This window comes from Ornithinibacillus caprae, assembly GCF_009728145.1.
Classification (GTDB): Bacteria; Bacillota; Bacilli; order Bacillales; family Amphibacillaceae; genus Ornithinibacillus; species Ornithinibacillus caprae.
Genome location: NZ_WOCA01000014.1, coordinates 22,289 through 43,754, shown reverse-complemented (window position 1 = coordinate 43,754; position 21,466 = coordinate 22,289). Strand labels below are relative to the sequence as shown.

Annotated in this window: 24 protein-coding genes; 12 read left to right on the top strand and 12 right to left on the bottom strand. The window is 36.2% G+C overall.

The annotated features are described in order from the left end of the window. Positions 1-26: 26 nt before the first annotated feature. Genes treC through GMD78_RS15485 form a run of 3 tightly spaced genes read left to right on the top strand, consistent with a single transcriptional unit; the run spans position 27 to position 2,710 of the window. Entirely contained in the window at positions 27-1,685 is a 1,659-nt protein-coding gene (gene treC / locus GMD78_RS15495) for an alpha,alpha-phosphotrehalase (RefSeq protein ID WP_155669889.1), read from the top strand. Between the two features lie 13 nt (positions 1,686-1,698). After that, positions 1,699-2,412 carry a trehalose operon repressor gene (gene treR / locus GMD78_RS15490; RefSeq protein WP_155669887.1) on the top strand — a complete coding sequence of 238 codons (714 nt, stop codon included), beginning with the start codon at positions 1,699-1,701 and terminating at the stop codon, positions 2,410-2,412. Between the two features lie 19 nt (positions 2,413-2,431). Beyond that, entirely contained in the window at positions 2,432-2,710 is a 279-nt protein-coding gene (locus GMD78_RS15485; RefSeq protein WP_155669885.1) for a YkvA family protein, read from the top strand. Between the two features lie 19 nt (positions 2,711-2,729). On the opposite strand, the gene GMD78_RS15480 is transcribed toward GMD78_RS15485, so the two are convergent. The 4 genes from GMD78_RS15480 to GMD78_RS15465 all read right to left on the bottom strand — a co-directional run bounded on the left by GMD78_RS15480 (position 2,730) and on the right by GMD78_RS15465 (position 5,334). Further along, on the bottom strand, positions 2,730-2,915 hold the full coding sequence (locus GMD78_RS15480; protein WP_155669883.1) for a hypothetical protein: 186 nt from the start codon (positions 2,913-2,915) through the stop codon (positions 2,730-2,732). 83 nt (positions 2,916-2,998) lie between these two features. After that, on the bottom strand, positions 2,999-3,976 hold the full coding sequence (locus GMD78_RS15475) for an ABC transporter permease (protein ID WP_155669881.1): 978 nt from the start codon (positions 3,974-3,976) through the stop codon (positions 2,999-3,001). Continuing rightward, positions 3,969-4,895 carry an ABC transporter ATP-binding protein gene (locus tag GMD78_RS15470; RefSeq protein ID WP_155669879.1) on the bottom strand — a complete coding sequence of 309 codons (927 nt, stop codon included), beginning with the start codon at positions 4,893-4,895 and terminating at the stop codon, positions 3,969-3,971. Before GMD78_RS15470 ends, GMD78_RS15475 begins: the two co-directional genes overlap by 8 nt. Positions 4,896-4,920: 25 nt before the next feature. Next, positions 4,921-5,334 (bottom strand): DUF4064 domain-containing protein, encoded by a 414-nt coding sequence (locus GMD78_RS15465; protein WP_155669877.1) that lies wholly within the window; start codon positions 5,332-5,334, stop codon positions 4,921-4,923. Between the two features lie 164 nt (positions 5,335-5,498). Here GMD78_RS15465 and GMD78_RS15460 point away from each other — a divergent pair, with 164 nt between their 5' ends. From GMD78_RS15460 to GMD78_RS15450, 3 genes are all read left to right on the top strand, one after another. Continuing rightward, positions 5,499-6,656, top strand: coding sequence for a thiolase family protein (locus GMD78_RS15460; RefSeq protein WP_155669875.1), 1,158 nt, complete (start codon positions 5,499-5,501; stop codon positions 6,654-6,656). A gap of 65 nt (positions 6,657-6,721) precedes the next feature. Continuing rightward, positions 6,722-7,864: an acyl-CoA dehydrogenase family protein gene (locus tag GMD78_RS15455; protein ID WP_155669873.1), complete on the top strand. Its 1,143-nt coding sequence runs from the start codon at positions 6,722-6,724 to the stop codon at positions 7,862-7,864. A gap of 120 nt (positions 7,865-7,984) precedes the next feature. Continuing rightward, positions 7,985-9,148, top strand: coding sequence for a CapA family protein (locus GMD78_RS15450; RefSeq protein ID WP_155669871.1), 1,164 nt, complete (start codon positions 7,985-7,987; stop codon positions 9,146-9,148). 38 nt (positions 9,149-9,186) lie between these two features. Here GMD78_RS15450 and GMD78_RS15445 read toward each other — a convergent pair whose 3' ends face one another. Both GMD78_RS15445 and GMD78_RS15440 read right to left on the bottom strand, forming a co-directional pair. After that, on the bottom strand, positions 9,187-9,873 hold the full coding sequence (locus GMD78_RS15445; protein ID WP_155669869.1) for a DUF1129 family protein: 687 nt from the start codon (positions 9,871-9,873) through the stop codon (positions 9,187-9,189). Next, positions 9,860-10,204 carry a PadR family transcriptional regulator gene (locus GMD78_RS15440; protein WP_155669867.1) on the bottom strand — a complete coding sequence of 115 codons (345 nt, stop codon included), beginning with the start codon at positions 10,202-10,204 and terminating at the stop codon, positions 9,860-9,862. Before GMD78_RS15440 ends, GMD78_RS15445 begins: the two co-directional genes overlap by 14 nt. Positions 10,205-10,361: 157 nt before the next feature. On the opposite strand from GMD78_RS15440, the gene GMD78_RS15435 reads away from it, so the two are divergent. The 3 genes from GMD78_RS15435 to GMD78_RS15425 all read left to right on the top strand — a co-directional run bounded on the left by GMD78_RS15435 (position 10,362) and on the right by GMD78_RS15425 (position 12,227). After that, the gene (locus tag GMD78_RS15435) at positions 10,362-11,177 is read left to right on the top strand and encodes a DUF368 domain-containing protein (protein ID WP_155669865.1); all 816 of its coding nucleotides are present in this window, start codon (positions 10,362-10,364) and stop codon (positions 11,175-11,177) included. Between the two features lie 68 nt (positions 11,178-11,245). Next, positions 11,246-11,566: a thioredoxin family protein gene (locus GMD78_RS15430; protein ID WP_155669863.1), complete on the top strand. Its 321-nt coding sequence runs from the start codon at positions 11,246-11,248 to the stop codon at positions 11,564-11,566. Positions 11,567-11,657: 91 nt separating this feature from the next. Beyond that, entirely contained in the window at positions 11,658-12,227 is a 570-nt protein-coding gene (locus GMD78_RS15425; protein ID WP_155669862.1) for a hypothetical protein, read from the top strand. A 37-nt stretch (positions 12,228-12,264) separates the two neighbouring features. On the opposite strand, the gene GMD78_RS15420 is transcribed toward GMD78_RS15425, so the two are convergent. Continuing rightward, on the bottom strand, positions 12,265-12,912 hold the full coding sequence (locus tag GMD78_RS15420) for a VOC family protein (protein WP_155669861.1): 648 nt from the start codon (positions 12,910-12,912) through the stop codon (positions 12,265-12,267). Between the two features lie 145 nt (positions 12,913-13,057). Between GMD78_RS15420 and GMD78_RS15415 the strand changes: the two genes are divergently transcribed. The 3 genes from GMD78_RS15415 (at position 13,058) to GMD78_RS21425 (ending at position 15,930) form a co-directional block, all read left to right on the top strand. Further along, positions 13,058-13,750 carry a response regulator transcription factor gene (locus tag GMD78_RS15415; RefSeq protein WP_155669860.1) on the top strand — a complete coding sequence of 231 codons (693 nt, stop codon included), beginning with the start codon at positions 13,058-13,060 and terminating at the stop codon, positions 13,748-13,750. After that, entirely contained in the window at positions 13,747-15,078 is a 1,332-nt protein-coding gene (locus GMD78_RS15410; protein WP_155669859.1) for a HAMP domain-containing sensor histidine kinase, read from the top strand. The genes GMD78_RS15415 and GMD78_RS15410 overlap by 4 nt, the downstream gene beginning before the upstream one ends. Before the next feature lie 105 nt (positions 15,079-15,183). Further along, positions 15,184-15,930 (top strand): PepSY domain-containing protein, encoded by a 747-nt coding sequence (locus GMD78_RS21425; RefSeq protein ID WP_196493842.1) that lies wholly within the window; start codon positions 15,184-15,186, stop codon positions 15,928-15,930. A gap of 138 nt (positions 15,931-16,068) precedes the next feature. Here GMD78_RS21425 and GMD78_RS15400 read toward each other — a convergent pair whose 3' ends face one another. From GMD78_RS15400 to GMD78_RS15380, 5 genes are all read right to left on the bottom strand, one after another. Beyond that, positions 16,069-17,649, bottom strand: a complete 1,581-nt coding sequence (locus GMD78_RS15400; protein ID WP_155669858.1) for a bifunctional metallophosphatase/5'-nucleotidase — start codon at positions 17,647-17,649, stop codon at positions 16,069-16,071. A 70-nt stretch (positions 17,650-17,719) separates the two neighbouring features. Next, a complete protein-coding gene (phnE, locus tag GMD78_RS15395; protein ID WP_155669857.1) occupies positions 17,720-18,520 on the bottom strand; it encodes a phosphonate ABC transporter, permease protein PhnE in 801 nt (266 codons plus the stop codon). Beyond that, positions 18,520-19,332 (bottom strand): phosphonate ABC transporter, permease protein PhnE, encoded by an 813-nt coding sequence (phnE, locus tag GMD78_RS15390; RefSeq protein ID WP_343042367.1) that lies wholly within the window; start codon positions 19,330-19,332, stop codon positions 18,520-18,522. The genes phnE (GMD78_RS15395) and phnE (GMD78_RS15390) overlap by 1 nt, the downstream gene beginning before the upstream one ends. Beyond that, positions 19,329-20,105, bottom strand: a complete 777-nt coding sequence (phnC, locus tag GMD78_RS15385; protein WP_155669856.1) for a phosphonate ABC transporter ATP-binding protein — start codon at positions 20,103-20,105, stop codon at positions 19,329-19,331. The genes phnE (GMD78_RS15390) and phnC overlap by 4 nt, the downstream gene beginning before the upstream one ends. A 141-nt stretch (positions 20,106-20,246) precedes the next feature. Next, positions 20,247-21,197, bottom strand: coding sequence for a phosphate/phosphite/phosphonate ABC transporter substrate-binding protein (locus GMD78_RS15380; RefSeq protein ID WP_155669854.1), 951 nt, complete (start codon positions 21,195-21,197; stop codon positions 20,247-20,249). Between the last annotated feature and the right edge of the window lie 269 nt (positions 21,198-21,466).

Here is a 21,466-nt window from a genome sequence, read left to right as displayed (position 1 = left end):
AGAACTACTAGGAGTGAAACGTAATAATGAGTGAAGCATGGTGGAAGAAAGCAACAGTATACCAGATATATCCTAAAAGCTTTAACGATACTACAGGCAATGGTATTGGAGATCTACAAGGGATCATACAAAAGCTAGACTATTTAAAAAAACTAGGTGTCGACGTTATTTGGTTGACACCTGTTTATAAATCTCCACAAAAAGATAACGGATATGATATAAGTGATTATTATTCTATTGAGCCAACATACGGTACGATGGATGATTTTCAAGAGTTATTGGATGAGACCCATAAACGTGGGATGAAACTGATTATGGATTTAGTAATTAATCATACATCTACAGAGCATGAGTGGTTTAAGCAAGCTGCTTTATCAAAAACAAACCCATATCGTAATTTTTACATTTGGAAGGACCCAGTTGAAGGTAGAGAACCAACTAATTGGGAATCTAAATTTGGGGGTACTGCATGGAAGTATGACGAGAACACTGGACAGTATTACTTACATTTATTTGATGTAACGCAAGCTGATCTTAACTGGGAGAACAGAGAAGTACGAGAAAACGTAGTAGAGATGATCAAATTTTGGGCTGAAAAAGGTATTGATGGATTTAGATTGGATGTCATCAATTTAATTTCCAAAGATCAGCGTTTTCCCAATGATGATACTGGTGATGGTCGGAAATTTTACACTGATGGTCCACGCGTACATGAGTATTTACATGAGATTAATCAATCTGCTTTCTCACCATATAACATGATGACAGTTGGAGAAATGTCATCAACTACGTTAGAAAATTGTGTTCTATATACAAAGCCGGAACGAAAAGAGTTAGATATGACATTTCAATTCCATCATTTGAAAGTGGATTATCCAAATGGTGATAAGTGGACAAAAGCACCATTTGATTTTGTGGAGTTGAAAAAAATATTATCTCATTGGCAGGTTGGCATGCATGAAGGAGAGGGTTGGAATGCGTTGTTCTGGTGTAATCATGATCAGCCTCGTGTCGTCTCTCGTTTTGGGGATGATTCAACTTACCATAAGAAATCGGCAAAAATGCTTGCAACAACCATCCATATGATGCAAGGAACGCCCTATATTTATCAGGGAGAAGAACTAGGAATGACGAATCCGAACTTTACTTCCATTGATCAATATCGGGATGTGGAGTCAATTAATGCTTTTGAGATGTTGAAACAAAAAGGTAAGTCAGAAGAAGAGATCATAGCAATTTTACAACAGAAATCTCGGGATAATGCTAGAACTCCAATGCAATGGTCAGCTGAAGAGAATGCAGGCTTTACGACAGGAATTCCTTGGATCGAATTAGCAGCAAATTATACTGATATTAATGCTGAAACGGTGTTGCAGGATCCGGATTCTATTTTTGGTCACTATCAAAAGTTAATTGAGCTACGTAAAAAGTATGATATTATTACGTATGGGGACTATAAACTGCTATTTGCAGAAGATCCTCAAATCTTTGCATATACACGTAGTTGGAAAGGTGAAAAATTAGTCGTGGTAAATAACTTCTATGCAACAGAAGCCACAGTAAAGCTGCCTCTTGAGGATAATCAACTTCCCCAACTATTAGTTTCAAACTATACGGATTCACCGGACGGGTTAGGAGAAATCACATTAAGACCGTACGAGTCTGTCGTGTATTATGTTAAATAATGAGGTATAGGTAATGCAGAAGAAATATTTAACCATCTACGATGACTTAGTCAAGAAGATTAAAGGAAAAGAAATACCTGTTAATACGATGTTGCCATCTGAGAACGAGCTCACGGTGCAGTATGAAACATCTCGTGAGACAATTCGGAAAGCATTGAATTTATTATCCCAAAATGGTTATATACAAAAAATCCGTGGAAAAGGATCGATTGTCATAGATGTGCATAAGTTTTCTTTTCCAGTCTCGGGTATTGTAAGCTATAAAGAGTTATCCAAACAGTTACATCTTTCAAGTAAAACAATCGTACAAGAATTGGGATTTATTAAAGAAGATGAGGAAATAGGAAAAGAATTAGATACTACTCTTGAACATGTATGGAAAGTAATCCGCACAAGAGAAATCAGTGGTGAAAAGATTATTTTAGATAAAGATTATTTTAATAATCAACAAGTTCCAATACTTACAAAAGACATATGCGAAAATTCGATTTATGAGTATATAGAAGGCCAACTAGGATTAACGATTGGGTTTGCTCAAAAAGAAATTGTAGTCGAAGAACCTACGGAAGAAGATAGACGATATTTAGATCTAGAAGGATTCTCGAATATTGTAGTTATAAAAAATCATGTGTATTTAGAAGATACAAGTTTATTTCAATACACCGAATCCAGACATAGACCAGATAAATTTCGTTTTATAGATTTTGCAAGAAGGATTCAAGGTTAAATTATTGGGGGAAAAAAGAATGTCTCGATTTGTAATGCGACTTGGATTTTTATTTCAGTTACGAAAATCAATACCATTCTTTAAGGATTTTTTCTTTGCAAAGGAAGTAAGCATTTTCAAGAAAGCTTTGTTCCTCTTTCTTATTATCGGATATATTATTTTTCCGTTAGACCTTATCCCAGACTTTTTACTTGGCTTTGGTGTGGTAGATGATATTACAATCGCAATACTCTTATTACAATTGATGGTGAAAGTTGCTCCGCATTCGTTAAAAGAGAAACATCAGTTATTTAAATGAAAAATCTAGGGAGAAATGATTAATCCCTAGATTTTTCTTTTTCCTTTCTATCTGGAATAAATTTTGTGCAATACGCTGCAAAAACGAGACAAATAAAGGTTAGCCCCCAAGTTACAGCACCTGTCCATTGTAGATCAAGGCGCAATCCGAAAAATAAGATCACTGCACTGACTAATAGAAAGATCAAGGTTAAATAACGCTTCAAGATAAACACCTCAATGGTATACTATACACTTCTGATTTTATTTATACCACAAATGTACCATAGGTTTTAAGTATATATACCTATTACTGACCAGCAACATCTCTTTTTGTAAAGAACACCCATGTTAATGCCATGAAAATAATATAGTAAACAAGTAGGACGGTGATGGAAAATCCCATTGTCATTCCTTCTATCCAAGGTGTATTTCCATCCGCATACTGTTTTAAGTCAGTATTTGCAAATAAAATATATTTGGCCCATTCCCGGTCTCCAAAAAAGCTAACAATTGAATTTCCTGCCATCATTAAGAAAATAGCGATCCCTATCGCAAGTGTGCTATTTCGGAAAACAGATGAAATCATAAATGCAAAGGTTGCCATCATTACTAAGTTCACGAGACTGTAGCCATATCCAGAAAAAATTTCACTAATGACAGATATATAAGCGAACCCTTCATTTTTTTCTGTCACAAAGTGGGGATCTATTCCTTCAAAACCAAAGAAGACTGTTCCAACAATTAGTGAGAATAAAAATACAAATACTAACGTAAAGAAAGCGAATAATAAAACGGAAATATATTTAGATAGCAATACAAGATTACGAGAAATTGGTCGTATAAGTAATAACTTAATGGTACCCCAACGGTATTCACTAGCTACGATACCTGCAGCAATAATAATCGTTAATAAGCTAACAACAGATAGTAATCCTCTGTTATCCATCGTGAACTGCCAAGCCCCATATTGCAATGGTTGAATATCATTTTCTAAGTAATAATTGTTCTTTTCGATGGTATCCATATTAAAACTAATATAGAAATCATCATCTTCTGCACCTGTATCCTCTTGGAACTCTTTATTTTCGTTTAATAATGCCTCGTTTTCATTCTGAAGCTCTTGTCGCCAATTGTCTTCGGTGTATTTGTTTGTGTCTTCAAAGGTGTTTGTTAATGCTGCAAAGCCAATAATAAGTATTGCTAATATGATATACATGGCCCATGTTGATTTTCGAATATATATTTTTAGTTGCTCGTTAATAAGTAGTTTAATAAATTTAACCAATTACATTCTCCCCAATCAAATCAAAGAATTTATCCTCTAGTGTAACTTTCGAAATCTCAACCTGATAAATATCGATTTCTTCTGAAACGAGAAATTGAATTAATTTTGGAATATCTGCTTTATTGTACTCGAATGAAATGGATTGATCGTTTACTTCAGCATCTATTTCATATTTCTCTTTTAGAAGGTTCATAGCATGATTGATTGGTGTAACTTCCAATTGAACTTGGCTAAGACTTTCCTGTTCTAATTCTTCTTGATCTTTGACAGATTGGATGGAAATCATTTCTCCATTTTTTATAATGCCAATACGATCACAAACCTGCTCAATTTCAGCCAATAAGTGGCTAGAGATGATGACTGCTACTTGTTGTTCCTTCGCTATTTTTCGTATGTATTCGCGGATTTCCCTAATTCCTGCGGGGTCTAATCCATTTGTTGGCTCATCTAAAATTAAAATAGATGGGTTATGTAACAATGCTTGCGCAATCCCTAACCGTTGACGCATACCTAATGAATATCGGCCCACTTTTTCTTTAATTACTTTTTCCAGGCCAACTAAGGAAATAACTTCTTTCACTCTTCCCTTTGAGATTCCAGGTATCATGCGTGAATAATGCATTAGGTTTTGCCAACCAGACATAAATGGATACATTTCAGGATTTTCAACGATTGCCCCTACCTCACGTACAGCTTCCTTATAATTAGACTTTATACTGTTCCCTAGGATCTTCACATCTCCATCAGTTAGTTTCATTAATCCAACCATCATACGAATGGTTGTGGTTTTACCAGCACCGTTAGGGCCGATAAAACCAAACACTTCACCTTTTTGAATGGAAAATGATAAACCTTTAATAATTTCCTTTTTACCAATTGATTTTTTTACATTTACTAACTCCATTGCTACATTAGACATTTCTTCATCCCCTAAATGGTAATACTTACTCTTCAATTAATTGCTTTGGCTTACGAACAAGACACATGATTCCAGCTATTAAATACAGGATTCCTGCAAAGATACCTCCGCCAAATGTTATAACTGTAAAAATAACAGAAGTCGCAATGAAAATAATACCTGCAACTTTTGGTTTTTTATTTCCTCGAAGTAGAACCATTGCAACAACCCCTAAAATAATTGCAATAACAGAAGATACTACTAAGAAAACACCGCCACTACCCATCGTAGCTGCTAGCTCGCTTGCAGATATACCAAGGTCTTCAGGACTTTGATCTAGTGCTTCTTGTACCAGATCTGGGTTGTTTTTTAACCAAATCGCTGATCCACCAATAACTGCCAAAAATGCATAAAATGCTGCACCGATAATCCCTAAAATAACTTCTCCTGTTCTTTTCATATAATGCCCTCCAGTTTTTTATTCATATAGTAGTACGATTTTGAAATAATAAAGATTCAAAAATGTACTATTATGTTAAAATAGTAACATTTTTTAATCCTTTAATTAAAATTTTAAACGAGTTATAATGAAGAAAAAGAATTTTCTAAAAACGGGGTGAGTATATGCGTGAAGTTGTTATTGTGGAAGGCTGTCGTACTGCAGTTGGGAGGAGAAAGGGAAGTTTTACAAATTATCGTGCAGATGAATTAGCGGCTATAGTATTAGAAGAATTAGTAACTCGTTCATCTATTAATAAAGAAGCGGTTGAGGATGTTATTCTTGGCTGTGTCACTCAAGTAAATGAGCAAGGCGGTAATATTGCTAGAACAGCAGCACTTATAGCTGGGTTTCCGATCCATGTTCCAGGTGTCACGATCGATCGTCAATGTGGATCTAGTCAGCAAGCGATTCATTTCGCCGCACAGGCGATTGCATCGGGTGATATGGATATCGTCATTGCTGGTGGGGTGGAAAGTATGACTCGATCCCCGATGTTTTCCAATATGGGGACTACGAAGCCAAGCGGGAAGCTTACGGATAAATATGAAATTGTTAATCAAGGAATCTCTGCCGAAAAAATTGCGAATCAATGGGGGTTATCTAGGGAACAGTTGGATGCGTTTTCACTAAGAAGTCATAAGAAAGCATTGGAAGCGATTCGTCGAGGAAAATTTGAAAAAGAGATTGTTCCAGTTGAGGTAGAAGGAGAAGATGGAAAATTACGTATGATGGTTGTGGATGAAGGTCCACGTGAGTCCACTTCTATGGATGCATTGGCACAATTAAAGCCAGTTTTTCAGGAAGAAGGGAGGATTACAGCTGGGAATTCAAGTCAAATGAGTGATGGAGCAAGTGCAGTTCTTCTCATGTCAGGAGATAAGGCAAAAGCTTTAGGGTTAAAACCTTGGGCTCGAATTATTGCTCGGACGGTTGTCGGTTCGGATCCAACATTGATGTTAACAGGTCCAATAGAAGCAACGAATAGAGTTTTAGACAAAGCTGGTTTAACGATTGATGATATGGATCGTTATGAAGTTAATGAGGCATTTGCTTCGGTTCCTTTAGCATGGTTACAGGAAACAAAAGCAGATCCAGAAAAGCTTAATGTAAATGGGGGAGCAATTGCTTTGGGACACCCATTGGGGGCAACTGGAACGAAGTTGATGACAACGTTAATTCATGAATTAGATCGAATAAATGGAAGGTATGGTTTATTAGCTATCTGTGAGGGTATGGGAATGGCTAATGCTACGGTCATTGAAAGGTTATCCCATATATAAAGTGAATGAAGGAAGCAAGCAGTCCCCACTGATTGAATCTGAATTTGTCAATAGGAGGGAAAATGTTGGGAGGATATCGTTTCGAGACGGAGGAGCATGAACTGTTTAGAAAATCACTTCGGAAATATTTAAACAAAGAAGTAGTACCGTTCTATGATCAATGGGAGCAGGAGCGAATAATTCCGAGAGACTTATGGATAAAGCTTGGAAGGATGGGGGTTCTTTGTCCACATGTTGAGGAAGAATATGGGGGACTAGAGCTTGATTTTAGTTTTTCTGTTATCATTTTGGAGGAGCTTGAACGGATTGGTACTAGTTTAATAGGAATCGGACTTCACTCGGATATTGTTGTTCCATATATTTCTTCCTATGGAAGCCGAAAACAAAAAGAAAAGTGGCTTCCAGGATGTGTTAGTGGAGATCTAATCACAGCAATTGCCATGACAGAGCCTGGAGCTGGGTCGGATTTAGCTAATATTAAAACAACAGCAGTTCGGGATGGAGACCATTATATTGTCAATGGCCAAAAAACGTTTATCACAAATGGTATACATGCGGATCTAGTACTAGTTGCTGTGAAAACCGATCCCAAAGCTAAGCATAGCGGGATTAGCTTACTAGTGGTAGAAAAGGGAACATTTGGATTCTCACGGGGAAAAAAGCTAGATAAAGTTGGATTACATGCACAGGATACGGCTGAATTATTTTTTGAAGATTGCCGAGTTCCAATTGAAAATCGAATTGGTGAAGAAGGAAACGGTTTTACATATTTAATGGAGAAACTACAACAAGAACGTTTAGTTGTTGCAATTGGCGCCCAAGTAGCATCAGAAGAAATGGTGCAGATGACGCTTGATTATGTAAAATCACGAAAAGCGTTTGGAACATCGATCAGTACATTTCAAAATACAAAATTTAAACTAGCAGAGATGGCGACACAAGTTGAGTTAGGTCATTCTTTTTTGGAATCATTAATCGAAGAACATATGGCAGGGGAAAATATTGTAACAAAGGTTTCGATGGCGAAATACTGGTTAACAGAAACGGCACGAACGATAGCCTCAGAATGTATGCAATTACATGGTGGCTATGGGTATATGGAAGACTATAAAATTGCTAGAAGGTATCGAGACACTCCAGTAGCAACTATTTATGCAGGGACGAATGAAATTATGAAAAGTATTATTGCAAAAAATATTGGGCTTTAGAATGGAAAGTTTTTGATTAGGTATACTAAAGGTATAATAGCTCAAAAAATAGCTAATCAGCTCATAAAATGTCAGTTTGTGTGTTATGATGTTGACAAGAGTGTAAAGGAGAGGCTATTTATGAAAAAGGTTAAGACTGTATTAATTATGTTTTTGTGCATGTTGTTAGTAGCCTGTTCAGGTAGTTATGCAAATAACCAAGAGCCCAAAACTGTTAGTAATCATAATGGAAAACTAGTAAATAATGATAAAACGAAAGAACCGATTTCTGTAATACAAGAAATTACGTTCTCTGCAATCGGTGATATGTTAATCCATAGCCCTGTTTATAATGATGCAAAAACAGCAGAAGGCTATGATTTTACTCCAATGCTAAAAAAAGTGAAGCCTTATATAGAAGATTCCACCATTTCTTTCGCTAATCAAGAAACGATGATTGGTGGGGAAGGATTAGGCCTATCCTCTTACCCAGCTTTTAATAGTCCTACTGAAGTAGGTGATGCATTAAAATGGGCAGGAGTTAATGTCGTTTCCATTGCGAATAACCATACATTAGATCGTGGAGAAGAGGCCATACAAGAAGCCATTAAGCATTGGGAAAAAATAGATATGATGTATACTGGCGCTTATAAGGATAAAGCAGACCAATCAAATCTAAGAGTTTATGAAACGGACGAAGGTATATCGGTTGCTTTTTTATCCTACACATATGGAACCAATGGAATCCCAGTACCTGATGGAAAGGATTATCTGGTTAATTTAATTGATCGTGAACGAATGGCCATGGAAATAGAGGAAGCAAAAGAACAAGCCGATGTGATTGCTTTAAGTCTCCACTTCGGTAATGAGTATGAACGGATGCCGAATCAGGAGCAAAAGGATCTTGTTCAATATGCTGCTGATCAAGGTGTTCATGTCGTAATTGGACACCACCCACATGTCCTACAACCGTTAGAATGGGTAACAGGGGAAAGTGGCAACAAAACGCTTGTTGCGTATTCATTAGGTAATTTTTTATCAGGTCAGGATGAATTTTACCGGCAAATTGGTGGAATCCTGAAATTTTCAATTACCAAATCTCTGAAAGGAAATGAAAAAGACATCGAGATTCATACCCCACAGTTTGTTCCGACCTATGTAAAATATGAAAATTGGGGAGATTATGAAGTCATTCCTATGTATCAGTTGACAGAAAATGATCTTAAAGATGCACATAGGCATTACGAGGAAATAAAGGCACATGTTTCTCAGTGGATGCCAGAATTAAAGTTTATAGAGGGGTAAAATAATGAGGTGCTCATTCCCAGAATGAACACCTCTTCTTACTTTGTGATGTGAACTTTTTTGTTTACTATGAATGTTCCAATGTACAGGGCTCCACCAATTAAACCGATACTAAGTATAGGGACGGTTATGGTTGTTCCAAGTGTAGGAATTATTTTAGGCGTAACATAATATAAACCAAAGTATAGGGTGCAAAAAATCCATAGTTGAAGAAATTCTAGCCATTTCTTTCTCTTTTTAAATATACTATTCTGAATCCACTTCATAACCACTTTGATAAACAGATATAGTAGTAGTAGATAAATAGCAATGATGATTATTCCGGAAATAAGCGAAAATGTAAAGCCACCTGAACCTATTTCGAAAAAGTAATGTAAACCAAAACCTATAAATCCTGTGACAAAACTAATGATCGCTATATACTGGAGGGCGAGAAAGACACCAAAACCTATCTTCTTTTTTTGTTTTTCTCCTGGGATTTCTTGAATAATTTCATCACAATACGCTTTTATATTAGCTCCGAAGATCTCTATTGCAGATTTCCCCTCATTTTGGGCATGTATTAGATGTTCTAGCAATTCTAGCAATACTTCTTCGGTTTGTTGTTCAGACTTATTTGAACTAGCCCTAATGTAAACAACCATATCCTCATAAATACGCTTATTTTCATCTGTTAATTCTTCTCGTTTTTTATTGTTCCATTCGATAATCTCATTCACTTTCATCAATCATTCCCCCTTTTTCAATTATTTTTTCTACCGGTGGTTTGATGGAGTTCCAATGTTGAATAAATTCCTGTAGTGCTTTTTGTCCTTCATTTGTTAAATGATAGTACTTTCGCTTTGGTCCAGCTTCGGATTTAATTAATGTCCCTGATATTAATTGTTCTTTTTGTAGGCGAAGTAAGATTGGATAAATCGAACCTTCACTAACATCTGTTAATCCAAAGCCTTGAAGCTTTACAGAAAGCTCATATCCATACGTTGGTTGTTGTTTAATAATTGCAAGGATACAACCTTCTAATATACCTTTTAACAATTGACTGCGTAATGACATAATTCTAACCTACCTTGTATTACAAGATACTAGCTTTAATGTTAGCTACCTTGCATAACAAAGTAGCATATTTTTATTATAAATATTTTTCTATAAAATGCAAGTCTTTTTTGATAAGATATAAAGTATTAGTGGATTGAAAAAGGAGACCGATTGGATGGAATGGAAGAATATTTATCGAGGAATGATGATGGGAGCTAGTGATGTTATTCCAGGTGTAAGCGGTGGTACAATTGCAGTTTTACTTGGAATATATGATCGGTTAATTGCAGCTATCAATGGATTAATGAGTAAAGAATGGAAAAAACATTTAGGTTTTTTAATTCCTTTAGGATTAGGAATCGTTACAGCTATTTTTTCATTAGCAAAATTAATTGAGTGGTTGTTTGAACATTATCCGGGACCAATGCAGTTTTTCTTCCTTGGATTAATTATAGGTATTTTGCCAAATCTATTGCAAAAAGCAGATGCGAAGAAGACATTTAAGCTAAAACATATTGTACTCTTACTTATTGGAGCTGTGTTAGTTGGATCGATGGGATTTATGCAGGAAGCTGAGGAAGCGGTAATCGAAAATTTAACAATTTCTACATATGTTTTGTTATTCTTTTCCGGATTCATTGCTAGTGCTGCTATGGTTTTACCTGGTATTAGCGGATCATTTATATTAATGGTTATTGGTGTATATTATACAATCATCAGTGCAATTAGTAATTTACAGCTTGATGTAATTGCTGTGGTGGGGATTGGAATTGTAATTGGGATCGTAACCATGAGTAAAATTGTCAACTATTTCTTAACGAATTTTCATACAGCCACATTTGCATTGATAATAGGACTAGTTATTGGCTCTATTGTTGTCGTTTTTCCAGGTTGGCCAACAACAGGTGGACTAGTAGGAATTAGTATAGTAACTTTTGCTACAGGTCTTTTTGTAGCCTATATTCTAGGGAGAGTAGAATACAAAGAATAAGCAAACTATAAGACAAACTTTTATAAAAACCTTACAATAGGCTATAGTAAGCAAAAGGGGTGACGATGATGGAACATATTCAAACAGAAGAGAAATTTAATGAAATAATTGAAAGTGAAGAACCGGTGATTGTGAAATTCTATGCAGATTGGTGTCCAGATTGTAAGCGAATGGACATGTTCATCGATGGAATTTTAGAAGAATTTAATAACTACAAATGGTACGAAGTAAACAGCGATGAAATAGAAGGAATCGCTCAGAAATATGAAGTAATGGGAATTCCTAGTATCTTAATTTTCCAAAATGGAGAGAAAAAAGCACATCAGCATAGTGCATATACCAAAACTCCAGAATCAGTAACTGAATTTCTACATCAGCAATTAGGATAGATTTAATAATGATCACTCTTCTGTATAGAAGGGTGATTTTTTTAATGGTGGATTGATTTGAACTGGTTGAAGGAGGAGAGTCATCGGACGGATGAGCAGGAGTATCGGACACGAGAGAGGAAACATCGGACGCAGGAGGGGAAACATCGGACACGAGAGGGGAAACATCGGACACGAGAGCGGGAACATCGGACACGAGAGGGGAAACATCGGACACGTGAGGGGGAGTATCGGACACAGGAGGGGAAATATCGGACACGAGAGCGGAAACATCGGACACGAGAGCGGAAACATCGGACACGAGAGCGGGAACATCGGACACAGGAGGGGGAACATCGGACACGAGAGCGGAAACATCGGACGGATGAGTAGGAGTATCGGACACAGAAGGGGGAACATCGGACACAGGAGGGGGAGTATCGGACACGAGAGCGGGAACATCGGACACAGGAGCGGGAACATCGGACACGAGAGCGGAAACATCGGACACGAGAGGGGAAACATCGGACACGAGAGGGGAAACATCGGACACAGGAGGGGAAATATCGGACACGAGAGCGGAAACAACGGACACAGGAGCAGGAGTATCGGACACGAGAGCGGGAACATCGGACACAGAAGCAGAATCACGCATCCTACAATCCTACATCAAACAGATTAAAAAGGAGGATGCGACCCTGTCACATCCTCTTTTAACACTATGCTAAATCAAAGCTAAGCTTTCTTTCATCACTAAAAAGGATCTTTGCATTTTGTAGTGTGAATTGATTTTTTAATAATCGTTTTGGTTTAAGTTGATAAATCTGTTCAAAACGCTCTTTATCAATTCCCCCAAAATAAATATTCAAAATTGCTTGTGGGTTAGATAAGCTTTTAATAGAAGGGCCACCAGAGTCTGAACCCCATTCAATCAAGAAAGGGAGCATTTCTTTTGTATGGTCATATGCTGGAAATAGCATTCTCCAGGTTAAATTAGAGCCATCTGGTCTTTTTCGTTGTCCGAAAAAAGGACCGTGATATGGAATGTTATTATCTTTAAAGTGTTCAACGTAATGATCCATATTATTGGTTCGAAGAGCGAATTGAAATGGAGCTAGTACATGATTATCTATTTCGTACACTAGATGTTGAATTAGTGGATTAGCACTATTTTTTGCTTTTTCTATATCTTGAATACCTAACCATTCAAGATAGCTTTCATTGGAAAAATAGGCTAAGTAATTATAAGTCCCCCATTCATCATGTTCGCCGCCTTTAATTGCTTTAATTGCAAACTTTCGTCCATAATTAGTACTATCTTCTTCAATGTTTTTACCAGCAAGGACAATATGATCCAATGCTAACATTTCATTCACTCCCTCAAGTTTCTTCCGTCCATGTTACTATTATCTACTTTTTTTCATCTTATTTGCAAAATGTTTGATTATGATTTTATTTTTGATTACATTTCTTACGAGTTTTGTTATATTACAACAAAGAGGTGGGGAAAAAATGAGTCAATTGTCCATTCTAATTGTTGAGGATGAAAAGAAACTTAGTCGAGTATTAGAGCTAGAGCTACAATATGAAAATTATCATACACAAGTTGCATCTAATGGAAAAGAAGCATTGCAATTAATTGAAGATCGTAAATGGGACTTAGTTCTTCTTGATATCATGCTTCCTGAGTTAAGCGGTATGGAGGTATTACGTCGCGTTCGAAAAACCGATAAGATAACACCGATCATTTTACTAACCGCTAGAGATCAGGTACATGATAAGGTTAGTGGTCTTGATTTGGGAGCTAATGATTATATTACGAAACCATTTCAGTTAGAAGAATTACTTGCGCGAATCCGTGTGCATTTACGAAAACCAACTCAAGAAAATCCAATTAGAGAGCAACTTTCAGTCGGAGATTTACATGTGGACTTAGATGGGCGGGAAGTAAGAAGAGGTGATCAGGTCATTGAACTTACTCCGAGAGAATATGACTTACTCGTTTGCTTGTTAAAAAATAAAAATATCGTACTCACTAGAGAAAAGTTAATTGAAAATGTATGGGGTTATGATTATTTTGGTGAAACAAATGTGGTAGATGTGTATGTAAGATACCTCAGGCAAAAAGTAGATAAAGGATATGATGATGCTTATATTCAAACCGTTCGTGGGGTTGGATATACCATAAAGGACAGGGAGCAATGAAGTTAAAAACGAAAATACAACTTTTTTCTAGTTTATTTATGCTCGTATTGATCCTAATCATAAATACATCTATTTATTTTTTATTTTATAAACTGTCTGCAGATAATGAATTAGAGGAATTAGCTTCCCACACAAATACGATCATTACCTCATTAAATTCTAATCCAGAAATAGCAAAGAATGACTTGTTAAAAGCATTCTTACCAATGGATGGAATGATTCGAGTCATTCCAAAAGAAGGTGAACCATTAGCCCATACGAAAGACAGAGATTATTTTAATTTGCCGGGGGAATATTCCGTAGCAGAGTCACAGACTATCATTAACCAGCAAGGGGAATGGTTTGCAGTCATCTCTAAGCCAATAATCTGGGGTGATGGAGAAATTCTCACGTTACAAGTTTCCAAGCATCTTATCAATCTTACCGAAACGATGAAGGTTTTGTTATATGTGTTAGTTGTGGCATCTATAATCATATTAATTCCAACGGTGATTGCTGGTAATGTATTGAGCCGATTCCTGTTAAGTCCAATTAAAGCATTTATACAAACAATGAACGCAAATGCGAAGCATGCAGAATGGGAAAAGATTGATAGAAATAGCAAATCAAAGGATGAGCTATACGAAATGACAAAGGCGTATAATGATATGATCGATAAACTAAAAGAAGCCTATGAGAAACAAGAAATTTTTGTTTCTGATGCTTCTCATGAATTAAAAACTCCAATATCGATTGTTAAAAGTTATGCTCAATTGATGGAAAAGCGTGGACTTGCGAATCCAGAGCTATTCAAAGAATCTGTGGAAGCGATTAATTCCGAGGCAGATCGAATGCAAAAGTTGGTAGAGCAGATGCTAGCCCTTGCTAAAAATAAAGGAGAACATCACAACGAACAAGTAGATATAGTGTCCAAATGTAAAGAGGCAGTTGCATCATTTATAGGTGCATATAACAGGGAAATTGACTTAGATTACACGGATGATGCAGTATACGTAAAGGGAAATGCTGATCAGCTTCAACAGATTATGTATATATTAATTGATAATGCCTTGAAATATAGCGAAGATAAGGTCCATGTGCGAATAAGAAAAGAGGAAGGGAATACAATTCTTTCCGTTACCGATTATGGACAGGGGATTCCTGTTCATGAACAATCTCGTATCTTTGACAGATTTTATCGTGTAGATAAGGCGAGAAGTCGTGATACTGGTGGAACAGGTCTTGGACTATCTATAGCCAGGACGATTGCATTATCTCATAAAGGAACTTTAACTCTGAAAAGCAAGGTAGGGGAAGGATCAACATTCACTTTAAAACTTCCATTATGAAAGAATACTAATTCGATTCTCATCAAATTTTAATCTTTCTCACATTGTTCTTTCATTCTTCGTGTGTATGCTGTAAGTAACAAATAGCTAAGGAGGTTTCACAATATGAAGAGGAAAGTCGCAATTACCGTTGGTGCAATAGCATTAACAACAGTATTAGGCTTAGGAATTTATCATTCAGACGCAGCAAATGCTGAACCAGCACTTTCTGAAGCGGATATTCGTGTAATGGTTGAGTCTCAATACCCGGGTGAAATTACAGAAATCGAGCTAGAAAAGGATAGAAATAAAGCAGTTTATGAAGTTGAAGTTGAAGGTAATGGGAAAAAGTATGAAATAAAATTTGACGGAGACACTGGGGAAGTTCTTAAGCTGGAAGAAAAAACTTATACTGCTAAAGGAGAAGTGGATGTAGAAAGTGATGATGATACAGAGGGTTCTAGCAGTTTAACGGTTACCGAAAAAGATGATGACAATAACTCTAATAAAACGGATCAAACGGACGATAAAAATGAATCTTCTGATCAGAATGATGATTCAACGAAGGAAAATGAGCGTTCAGATGACCGAGATGACAAAAATGACCAAAATGAATCTAAACAGAAAGACGGCAATAATAAGTCATCCAAGAAAGCAACCATTGACATTGAAGCAGCAAAAAAGATAGCACTAAAAGAATTTCCTGGAACAGTTACAGAATTAGAACTAGATGAAGATGATGGCCGTTTAATTTATGAAATTGAAATTGAAACAGCAACTGGAGAAGCGGAATTTGAAATTGATGCATATACTGGTGAAATCCTAGTTATCTCTATTGACTCTGATTTTGATGATGATGAAGATGATGATTAATATTTCATAGTAAACGAAGAAAACGGAAGCTACCCTTGTAGCTTCCGTTTATTCCGTATATAACAAACAGTCTGGCCCCACTTCCACCTACGAGGTGATCTCAAGGAGGTTAAGTGAGAGGCTGCTGTTCATAACACTTTATCCTGTTACTTGGTAATTTTCTATTACATTAGGCTCTATCGTTTTGTATTTCTCAAAATGAGCATGGATGAGCTCAACAGCATCCTTTTGTATTTCTTTTACCACTGGTTTATGTTTAAACATGTCATAATTACCGCCCCCACTTGCGCGATAATTATTTAGTACAACGTGGTAGGTTTGATTATGCTGAAGGGCCTCTCCTTTGTAGCTTACATTTTCAATTCGTGATCCAAATGGATTGGAAACATTAATTGTGTACTCGATTCCTTCCCACATGTCGTAATTATAATGTTGAGGTTTCGGTTCAATATAAGTTGGATTTACTGCTATTTCACCATTGTTGTTCATGACAAAGTATTCCGCGCTCTTTTCTAAGGCAGCAATAATATCGGAACCAGTTAATTCAAGAACAACAAGTGTATTTGGATACATATAATTTGAAACAATATCTCTCATTGTCACAGTAGAATCAAAGCCTCGAGAATCGTTATTTAAAAGAGAAGTAACAGATATATCTACACCACTGGCTTCCATTTGAACATTTTGAATCAGTTGGATAAATGGATGTTTATGGATTCTAGCCTGCAATGGATCAGTTATAATCATATCACCTTTTATTTGACCTATAGGTTGGTCTAACCATTTTTGCGTAGATTCTTCAATATTTTCCATATACTGCATGATAGTAGGATTGGGTTTTTCTCCTTCCACGCTCTTAATCTCTGCATGTTTATCTACAATTACCCAATTTTCTTCTTTTTTCAGTATAATGTCTATTTCTCCGTACATTTTTCCATTGTTACCTGGTTGTGTAACGAGTACATTATTAATTTTTCCTGTTAATGTTCTATGCTGATGGCCAGTTAATAAAACATCAATTCCATCGATCTGTTCACACATTTCATAGCCCTGGTTTTCTCCCGTTAATTCTTCGGTCGGTTCACCCGTTTCTAGATCTCTCTCTAAACCGCCATGATAAGAAGCTATTAGAATATCTGGATGATCGTTATTATGAATATATTCGACCCATGATTTTAGAGTTGCAAAAGCATCTTTAAACTCTAATCCTTTAATATGCTCAGGGGATTCCCAATTTGGGATGTAGTGCGTAGTCACCCCAACTATAGCCACTTTGATGCCGTTCTCTAAAGTTTTTATCAAGTACGGAGGGCCAAAGAAAGGTTCACCGGTAGTTTTATCAATAATATTTGCGGATAACCATGGGTATTCGGATTGTTCCACAGCATCAGATAAGATTTGCTTACCAAAATTAAATTCGTGATTACCGATTACGCCTGCATCAATATTTATTTTATTCATAACCCCAACCATAGGGTTTTGTTTTTCCATATGTTCTTTAACATAATGTGTCATCATAGGAGTCCCTTGAATTAAGTCACCATTATCAATGACAATGATGTGTTTATGTGTCTTTCGTGCTTCGTTTATAACCGTTGCGTATTTCGCAAGTCCTAACTCAGCTTCTTCATTTGTCCCATACAATATAGGGATGGCGTTTCCATGTACATCACTCGTATAATATATTTTCACTGTTGTCCTATCCAATTGTTCGTACATCCTTTCATCTTTATGTAAGAAAGAAACGAAATTAAAGATATATACTTTAATTTCGTTTCATATGGTTTTATTATACAATTTTACGTCTAATTCTTGCAGAAGCAAAGTCAATAACGGTTACGACAATAATAATCGCGAGTAAAATCATTCCCATTTCATTCCAGTTACGGTTACTTGATGCGAATACGATCATCGTACCAATACCGCCTGCACCTACAATACCTAGGATAGAAGATGCACGAATATCTACTTCAAAACGATAGATTGCATAAGATAGAAATTCTGGTGTAATTTGCGGGATAACACCATAGAACAATATCTGAATCTTATTAGCACCATTTGCTTCCATTGCTTGTACAACATCCATATCAATAGATTCAATGATTTCCGAGAACATTTTTCCGAGCATACCAGTTGATCCAATTGCGATGGCTAAAACCCCAGCAAAGGCATTCGGTCCCACGGCAACTACGAATAGAATTGCTAAAATAAGATCTGGAAATGCTCGGATTGCGGATAGAATCCACTTTCCAATCGTAGAAACTACTTTACCACCCATCATATTTTGTGCAGCTAAGAAAGAAAGTGGAACAGCTAAAACTGCTGCCATTAGAGATCCAGCAAATGCAATAAATACGGTTTCTAGCATTGCTAGACCAACATCACCCGCTGCAGCCCAATCGGGACTGAATAATTTAGGAACAACACGGTGGAAATTGCTAATAGATCGTTCAATAGCTCTTCCCCAATCGATATCTATACCAACAAAGGTCCAAACGTACATCGCGATAACTAGTAGCGTGATAAAAATTGCTCTAATCTTCTTGAATAATGACTTTTCAGGTTTTGGAGGTAATTGAAGGTTTTCCATTAGATCAATGCCTCCCTTATTTTATTACTAATATATTCTATAATTAGTACCACAGCGAAAATAACTAGGATAACCGTCATTGCATTCGGATAGTTATAGAATTTTAACTGTTGATTCAATACTAGTCCAATACCACCTGCTCCAACTAACCCTAATACAACAGAAGCACGGATATTAATCTCGAATACATATAGTACTAATGATGTAAATTGCGGAAGAACTTGGGGTACTAAAGCGTACCAGATAACTTGAAAAACGTTTCCACCAGAAGCTCGCATTGCTTCTAATGGATTCATATCAACAGATTCAATTGTTTCACTGATTAATTTTGCTAATATTCCTAGTGAGAAAATCGTCAGTGCTAAAATACCAGGAAATACACCGACACCAAATAGTCCTACAAAGATTACTGCTAATACTAGATCTGGAATAGTACGTAATAAGTTTAAAAAAGTCCTAGTTAAGACATACAACGGTTTAAAGGTTGTAATATTTTGTGCGGATAATACCGCTAAAGGGACGGTTAAGATAGCAGCTACTGTTGTAGCGATGATCGCCATTTGTATGGTTTGCATCATTGCGTTCCAGATAGCTGGTAATATGGAAAGGTTCGGTGGGAAAAACTTTTCAATAACAACATACATGTTTCCTAGTGCTCCACCAAATCCATTTACCATTTCTTTTTGTGTCCAGAACATACTAAAGGCATAGATTCCAAGGACTACAAAGAAAATTATTGTAACTTGCATTTTAGTCTTCGCCGGGTAAAGAGGCACCGACTTTTGAACTAATGATTGGTTTTCATTTGTCACGATTCATCTGCCCCCCCACGCAAGTCATCCTCACGAATGGAACGGCCATAGATTTCTTCGAATGTTTTTTCAGTTACTTCAGAAGCAGGACCATCAAATACTACTTCACCTGCTCGCATTCCGATAATACGGTCAGCATATTCCATTGCCATATCAATAAAGTGTAAATTTACGATCGTTGTAATCTTATCTTCTTTATTAATCTTTTTTAAATAGGTCATTACTTGATGTGATGTTGGAGGATCAAGTGATGCCACAGGCTCGTCTGCTAAAATATACTTCGGTTTTTGAGTTAAAACGCGGGCAATACTAACACGTTGCTGCTGACCACCACTTAATTCATCAGCACGATTATAAAGTTTTTCTGCAATATTTACACGGTTTAAACTTTCATAAGCAAGTGATTTATCCTCTTTTGAATAAAGGTTTAAAATGGAGCGCAATGTACCTGTATGCCCTAAACGACCGGCCAACACATTTTTAAATACATTGGAACGTTTTACTAGATTATAATTTTGGAAAATCATCCCGACTTTCGTGCGGAGTTTACGAAGGTTACCGCTGTGATAGTTTAATATATCTTCACCATCTACTAGAAGGGAACCAGAAGTAGGGGTTACTAATCGATTGATACTACGGATGAAAGTTGATTTACCTGCACCTGAGAGTCCGACAATAACAACAAACTCACCTTCATTAATTTTAACGTTAATATTTTTTAAACCTTCTGTACCATTAGGATAGACAAGGCCTACATCTTTAAATTCTATCATTTTAAATCCTCCATTATAGGCATTTAGTTTTCTATATTGTAACATGAAAACTAGTAATTATTACATAATAAAAGGGAAGTTAAGTACCCTTCCCTTTTGTATATTATCAATTTTCAGAAATAACTCGTTTGAAATATTTAATTAGTCAAGACCAACAGTATCTTTGAATTTATTATAAGTGTCTTTAACTACTTGATATTCTTCGTCAGATGCGTCATCAATGGCATCCCAGTTATAAACGTCATTCATAATTTGAATCATTTCATCGTCATCATTAAATGCTAAGAAAGTATCTTTAATTTTTTGGACGAATTCTTTATCAAGTTCTTTTGTTACAGAGATTGTATCGTTTGGAATTTCTTCTGTATAATCTAATACAGTTAGTACTTCCATAACATCAGGGTATTCTTCTTCAAGTTCAGTACGAACATCATCAAAAGTAGTTGCTACATCAGCATCTCCTTCATAAACCATGATAGCTGAATTATCGTGTCCACCTGATTGACGTGTACCACTGAAGAATTCTGTTTCTAATTCAGCAGCACTTTCTAGTCCGAATTCTTCCATTAATTGGTTAGCAGGGAATAAGTATCCAGAAGTTGAACCTTGGTCACCGTATGCCCAAACTTTACCTTCTAAATCTGCAAGACTTTCAATACCGGAATCAGCGCGTACAACGTATTGTGCTTTGTATGTACCTGATCCGTAACGGATAGATTTTAAGATTACTTCTACATCGTATTGCTCATTTGCTAAAACATATCCAAATGCAGGAATGAATCCAACATGTACTTGGTTTGCTCCCATTGCTTCTACTAAAGCGTTATAGTCAGTCATAACTTGACTTTTAACTTCAATATCTAGCTCTTCACCTAAACGATCTGCTAATGGTGCAACAGTATCAGCGATTGTGTCTGAATCTTGTGAAGGTACAAAACCGATTACTAGAGTATCTGGGATCATTCCTTCGCTTTCTTCTGCGTTTCCTTCTCCGTCTCCATTGTTTGAATCAGAGTCACTATCAGATCCTCCACATGCTGCAAGTACAAGCGCTAATGCTAACATTAGCAATAAACCGTATAATTTCTTCATCTTGACCCTCCTAAGAATATAAAGAATTAATAATCTTTCTATCTTATTAAATAACATTTTTGTAAAAAATGCTAGACTAATTTACAAATTTTACGGTTTTTTTACAAAAAATATTATCGAAAACGATTGCAATCGTATATTACGTTCGGATTTTAGGTTATTATTGTAATTAAATGTAATTTATAAGTGTTTCTTAATGATGTTTACTAAGAGGTTAGGATTTTATAGTATAATAGTTTTATCGATCAATTAATCTCTGGTTGAAGTAG

Bases quoted from the DNA above. Each gene is read 5' to 3' on its own strand.
- treC (WP_155669889.1), top strand. From the start codon at position 27: ATGAGTGAAGCATGGTGGAAGAAAGCAACAGTATACCAGATATATCCT.
- treR (WP_155669887.1), top strand. From the start codon at position 1,699: ATGCAGAAGAAATATTTAACCATCTACGATGACTTAGTCAAGAAGATT.
- GMD78_RS15485 (WP_155669885.1), top strand. From the start codon at position 2,432: ATGTCTCGATTTGTAATGCGACTTGGATTTTTATTTCAGTTACGAAAA.
- GMD78_RS15470 (WP_155669879.1), bottom strand. From the start codon at position 4,895: ATGTCTAATGTAGCAATGGAGTTAGTAAATGTAAAAAAATCAATTGGT.
- GMD78_RS15465 (WP_155669877.1), bottom strand. From the start codon at position 5,334: ATGAAAAGAACAGGAGAAGTTATTTTAGGGATTATCGGTGCAGCATTT.
- GMD78_RS15460 (WP_155669875.1), top strand. From the start codon at position 5,499: ATGCGTGAAGTTGTTATTGTGGAAGGCTGTCGTACTGCAGTTGGGAGG.
- GMD78_RS15450 (WP_155669871.1), top strand. From the start codon at position 7,985: ATGAAAAAGGTTAAGACTGTATTAATTATGTTTTTGTGCATGTTGTTA.
- GMD78_RS15445 (WP_155669869.1), bottom strand. From the start codon at position 9,873: ATGAAAGTGAATGAGATTATCGAATGGAACAATAAAAAACGAGAAGAA.
- GMD78_RS15440 (WP_155669867.1), bottom strand. From the start codon at position 10,204: ATGTCATTACGCAGTCAATTGTTAAAAGGTATATTAGAAGGTTGTATC.
- GMD78_RS15435 (WP_155669865.1), top strand. From the start codon at position 10,362: ATGGAATGGAAGAATATTTATCGAGGAATGATGATGGGAGCTAGTGAT.
- GMD78_RS15430 (WP_155669863.1), top strand. From the start codon at position 11,246: ATGGAACATATTCAAACAGAAGAGAAATTTAATGAAATAATTGAAAGT.
- GMD78_RS15425 (WP_155669862.1), top strand. From the start codon at position 11,658: ATGAGCAGGAGTATCGGACACGAGAGAGGAAACATCGGACGCAGGAGG.
- GMD78_RS15420 (WP_155669861.1), bottom strand. From the start codon at position 12,912: ATGTTAGCATTGGATCATATTGTCCTTGCTGGTAAAAACATTGAAGAA.
- GMD78_RS15415 (WP_155669860.1), top strand. From the start codon at position 13,058: ATGAGTCAATTGTCCATTCTAATTGTTGAGGATGAAAAGAAACTTAGT.
- GMD78_RS15410 (WP_155669859.1), top strand. From the start codon at position 13,747: ATGAAGTTAAAAACGAAAATACAACTTTTTTCTAGTTTATTTATGCTC.
- GMD78_RS21425 (WP_196493842.1), top strand. From the start codon at position 15,184: ATGAAGAGGAAAGTCGCAATTACCGTTGGTGCAATAGCATTAACAACA.
- GMD78_RS15400 (WP_155669858.1), bottom strand. From the start codon at position 17,649: ATGTACGAACAATTGGATAGGACAACAGTGAAAATATATTATACGAGT.
- phnE (WP_155669857.1), bottom strand. From the start codon at position 18,520: ATGGAAAACCTTCAATTACCTCCAAAACCTGAAAAGTCATTATTCAAG.
- phnC (WP_155669856.1), bottom strand. From the start codon at position 20,105: ATGATAGAATTTAAAGATGTAGGCCTTGTCTATCCTAATGGTACAGAA.
- GMD78_RS15380 (WP_155669854.1), bottom strand. From the start codon at position 21,197: ATGAAGAAATTATACGGTTTATTGCTAATGTTAGCATTAGCGCTTGTA.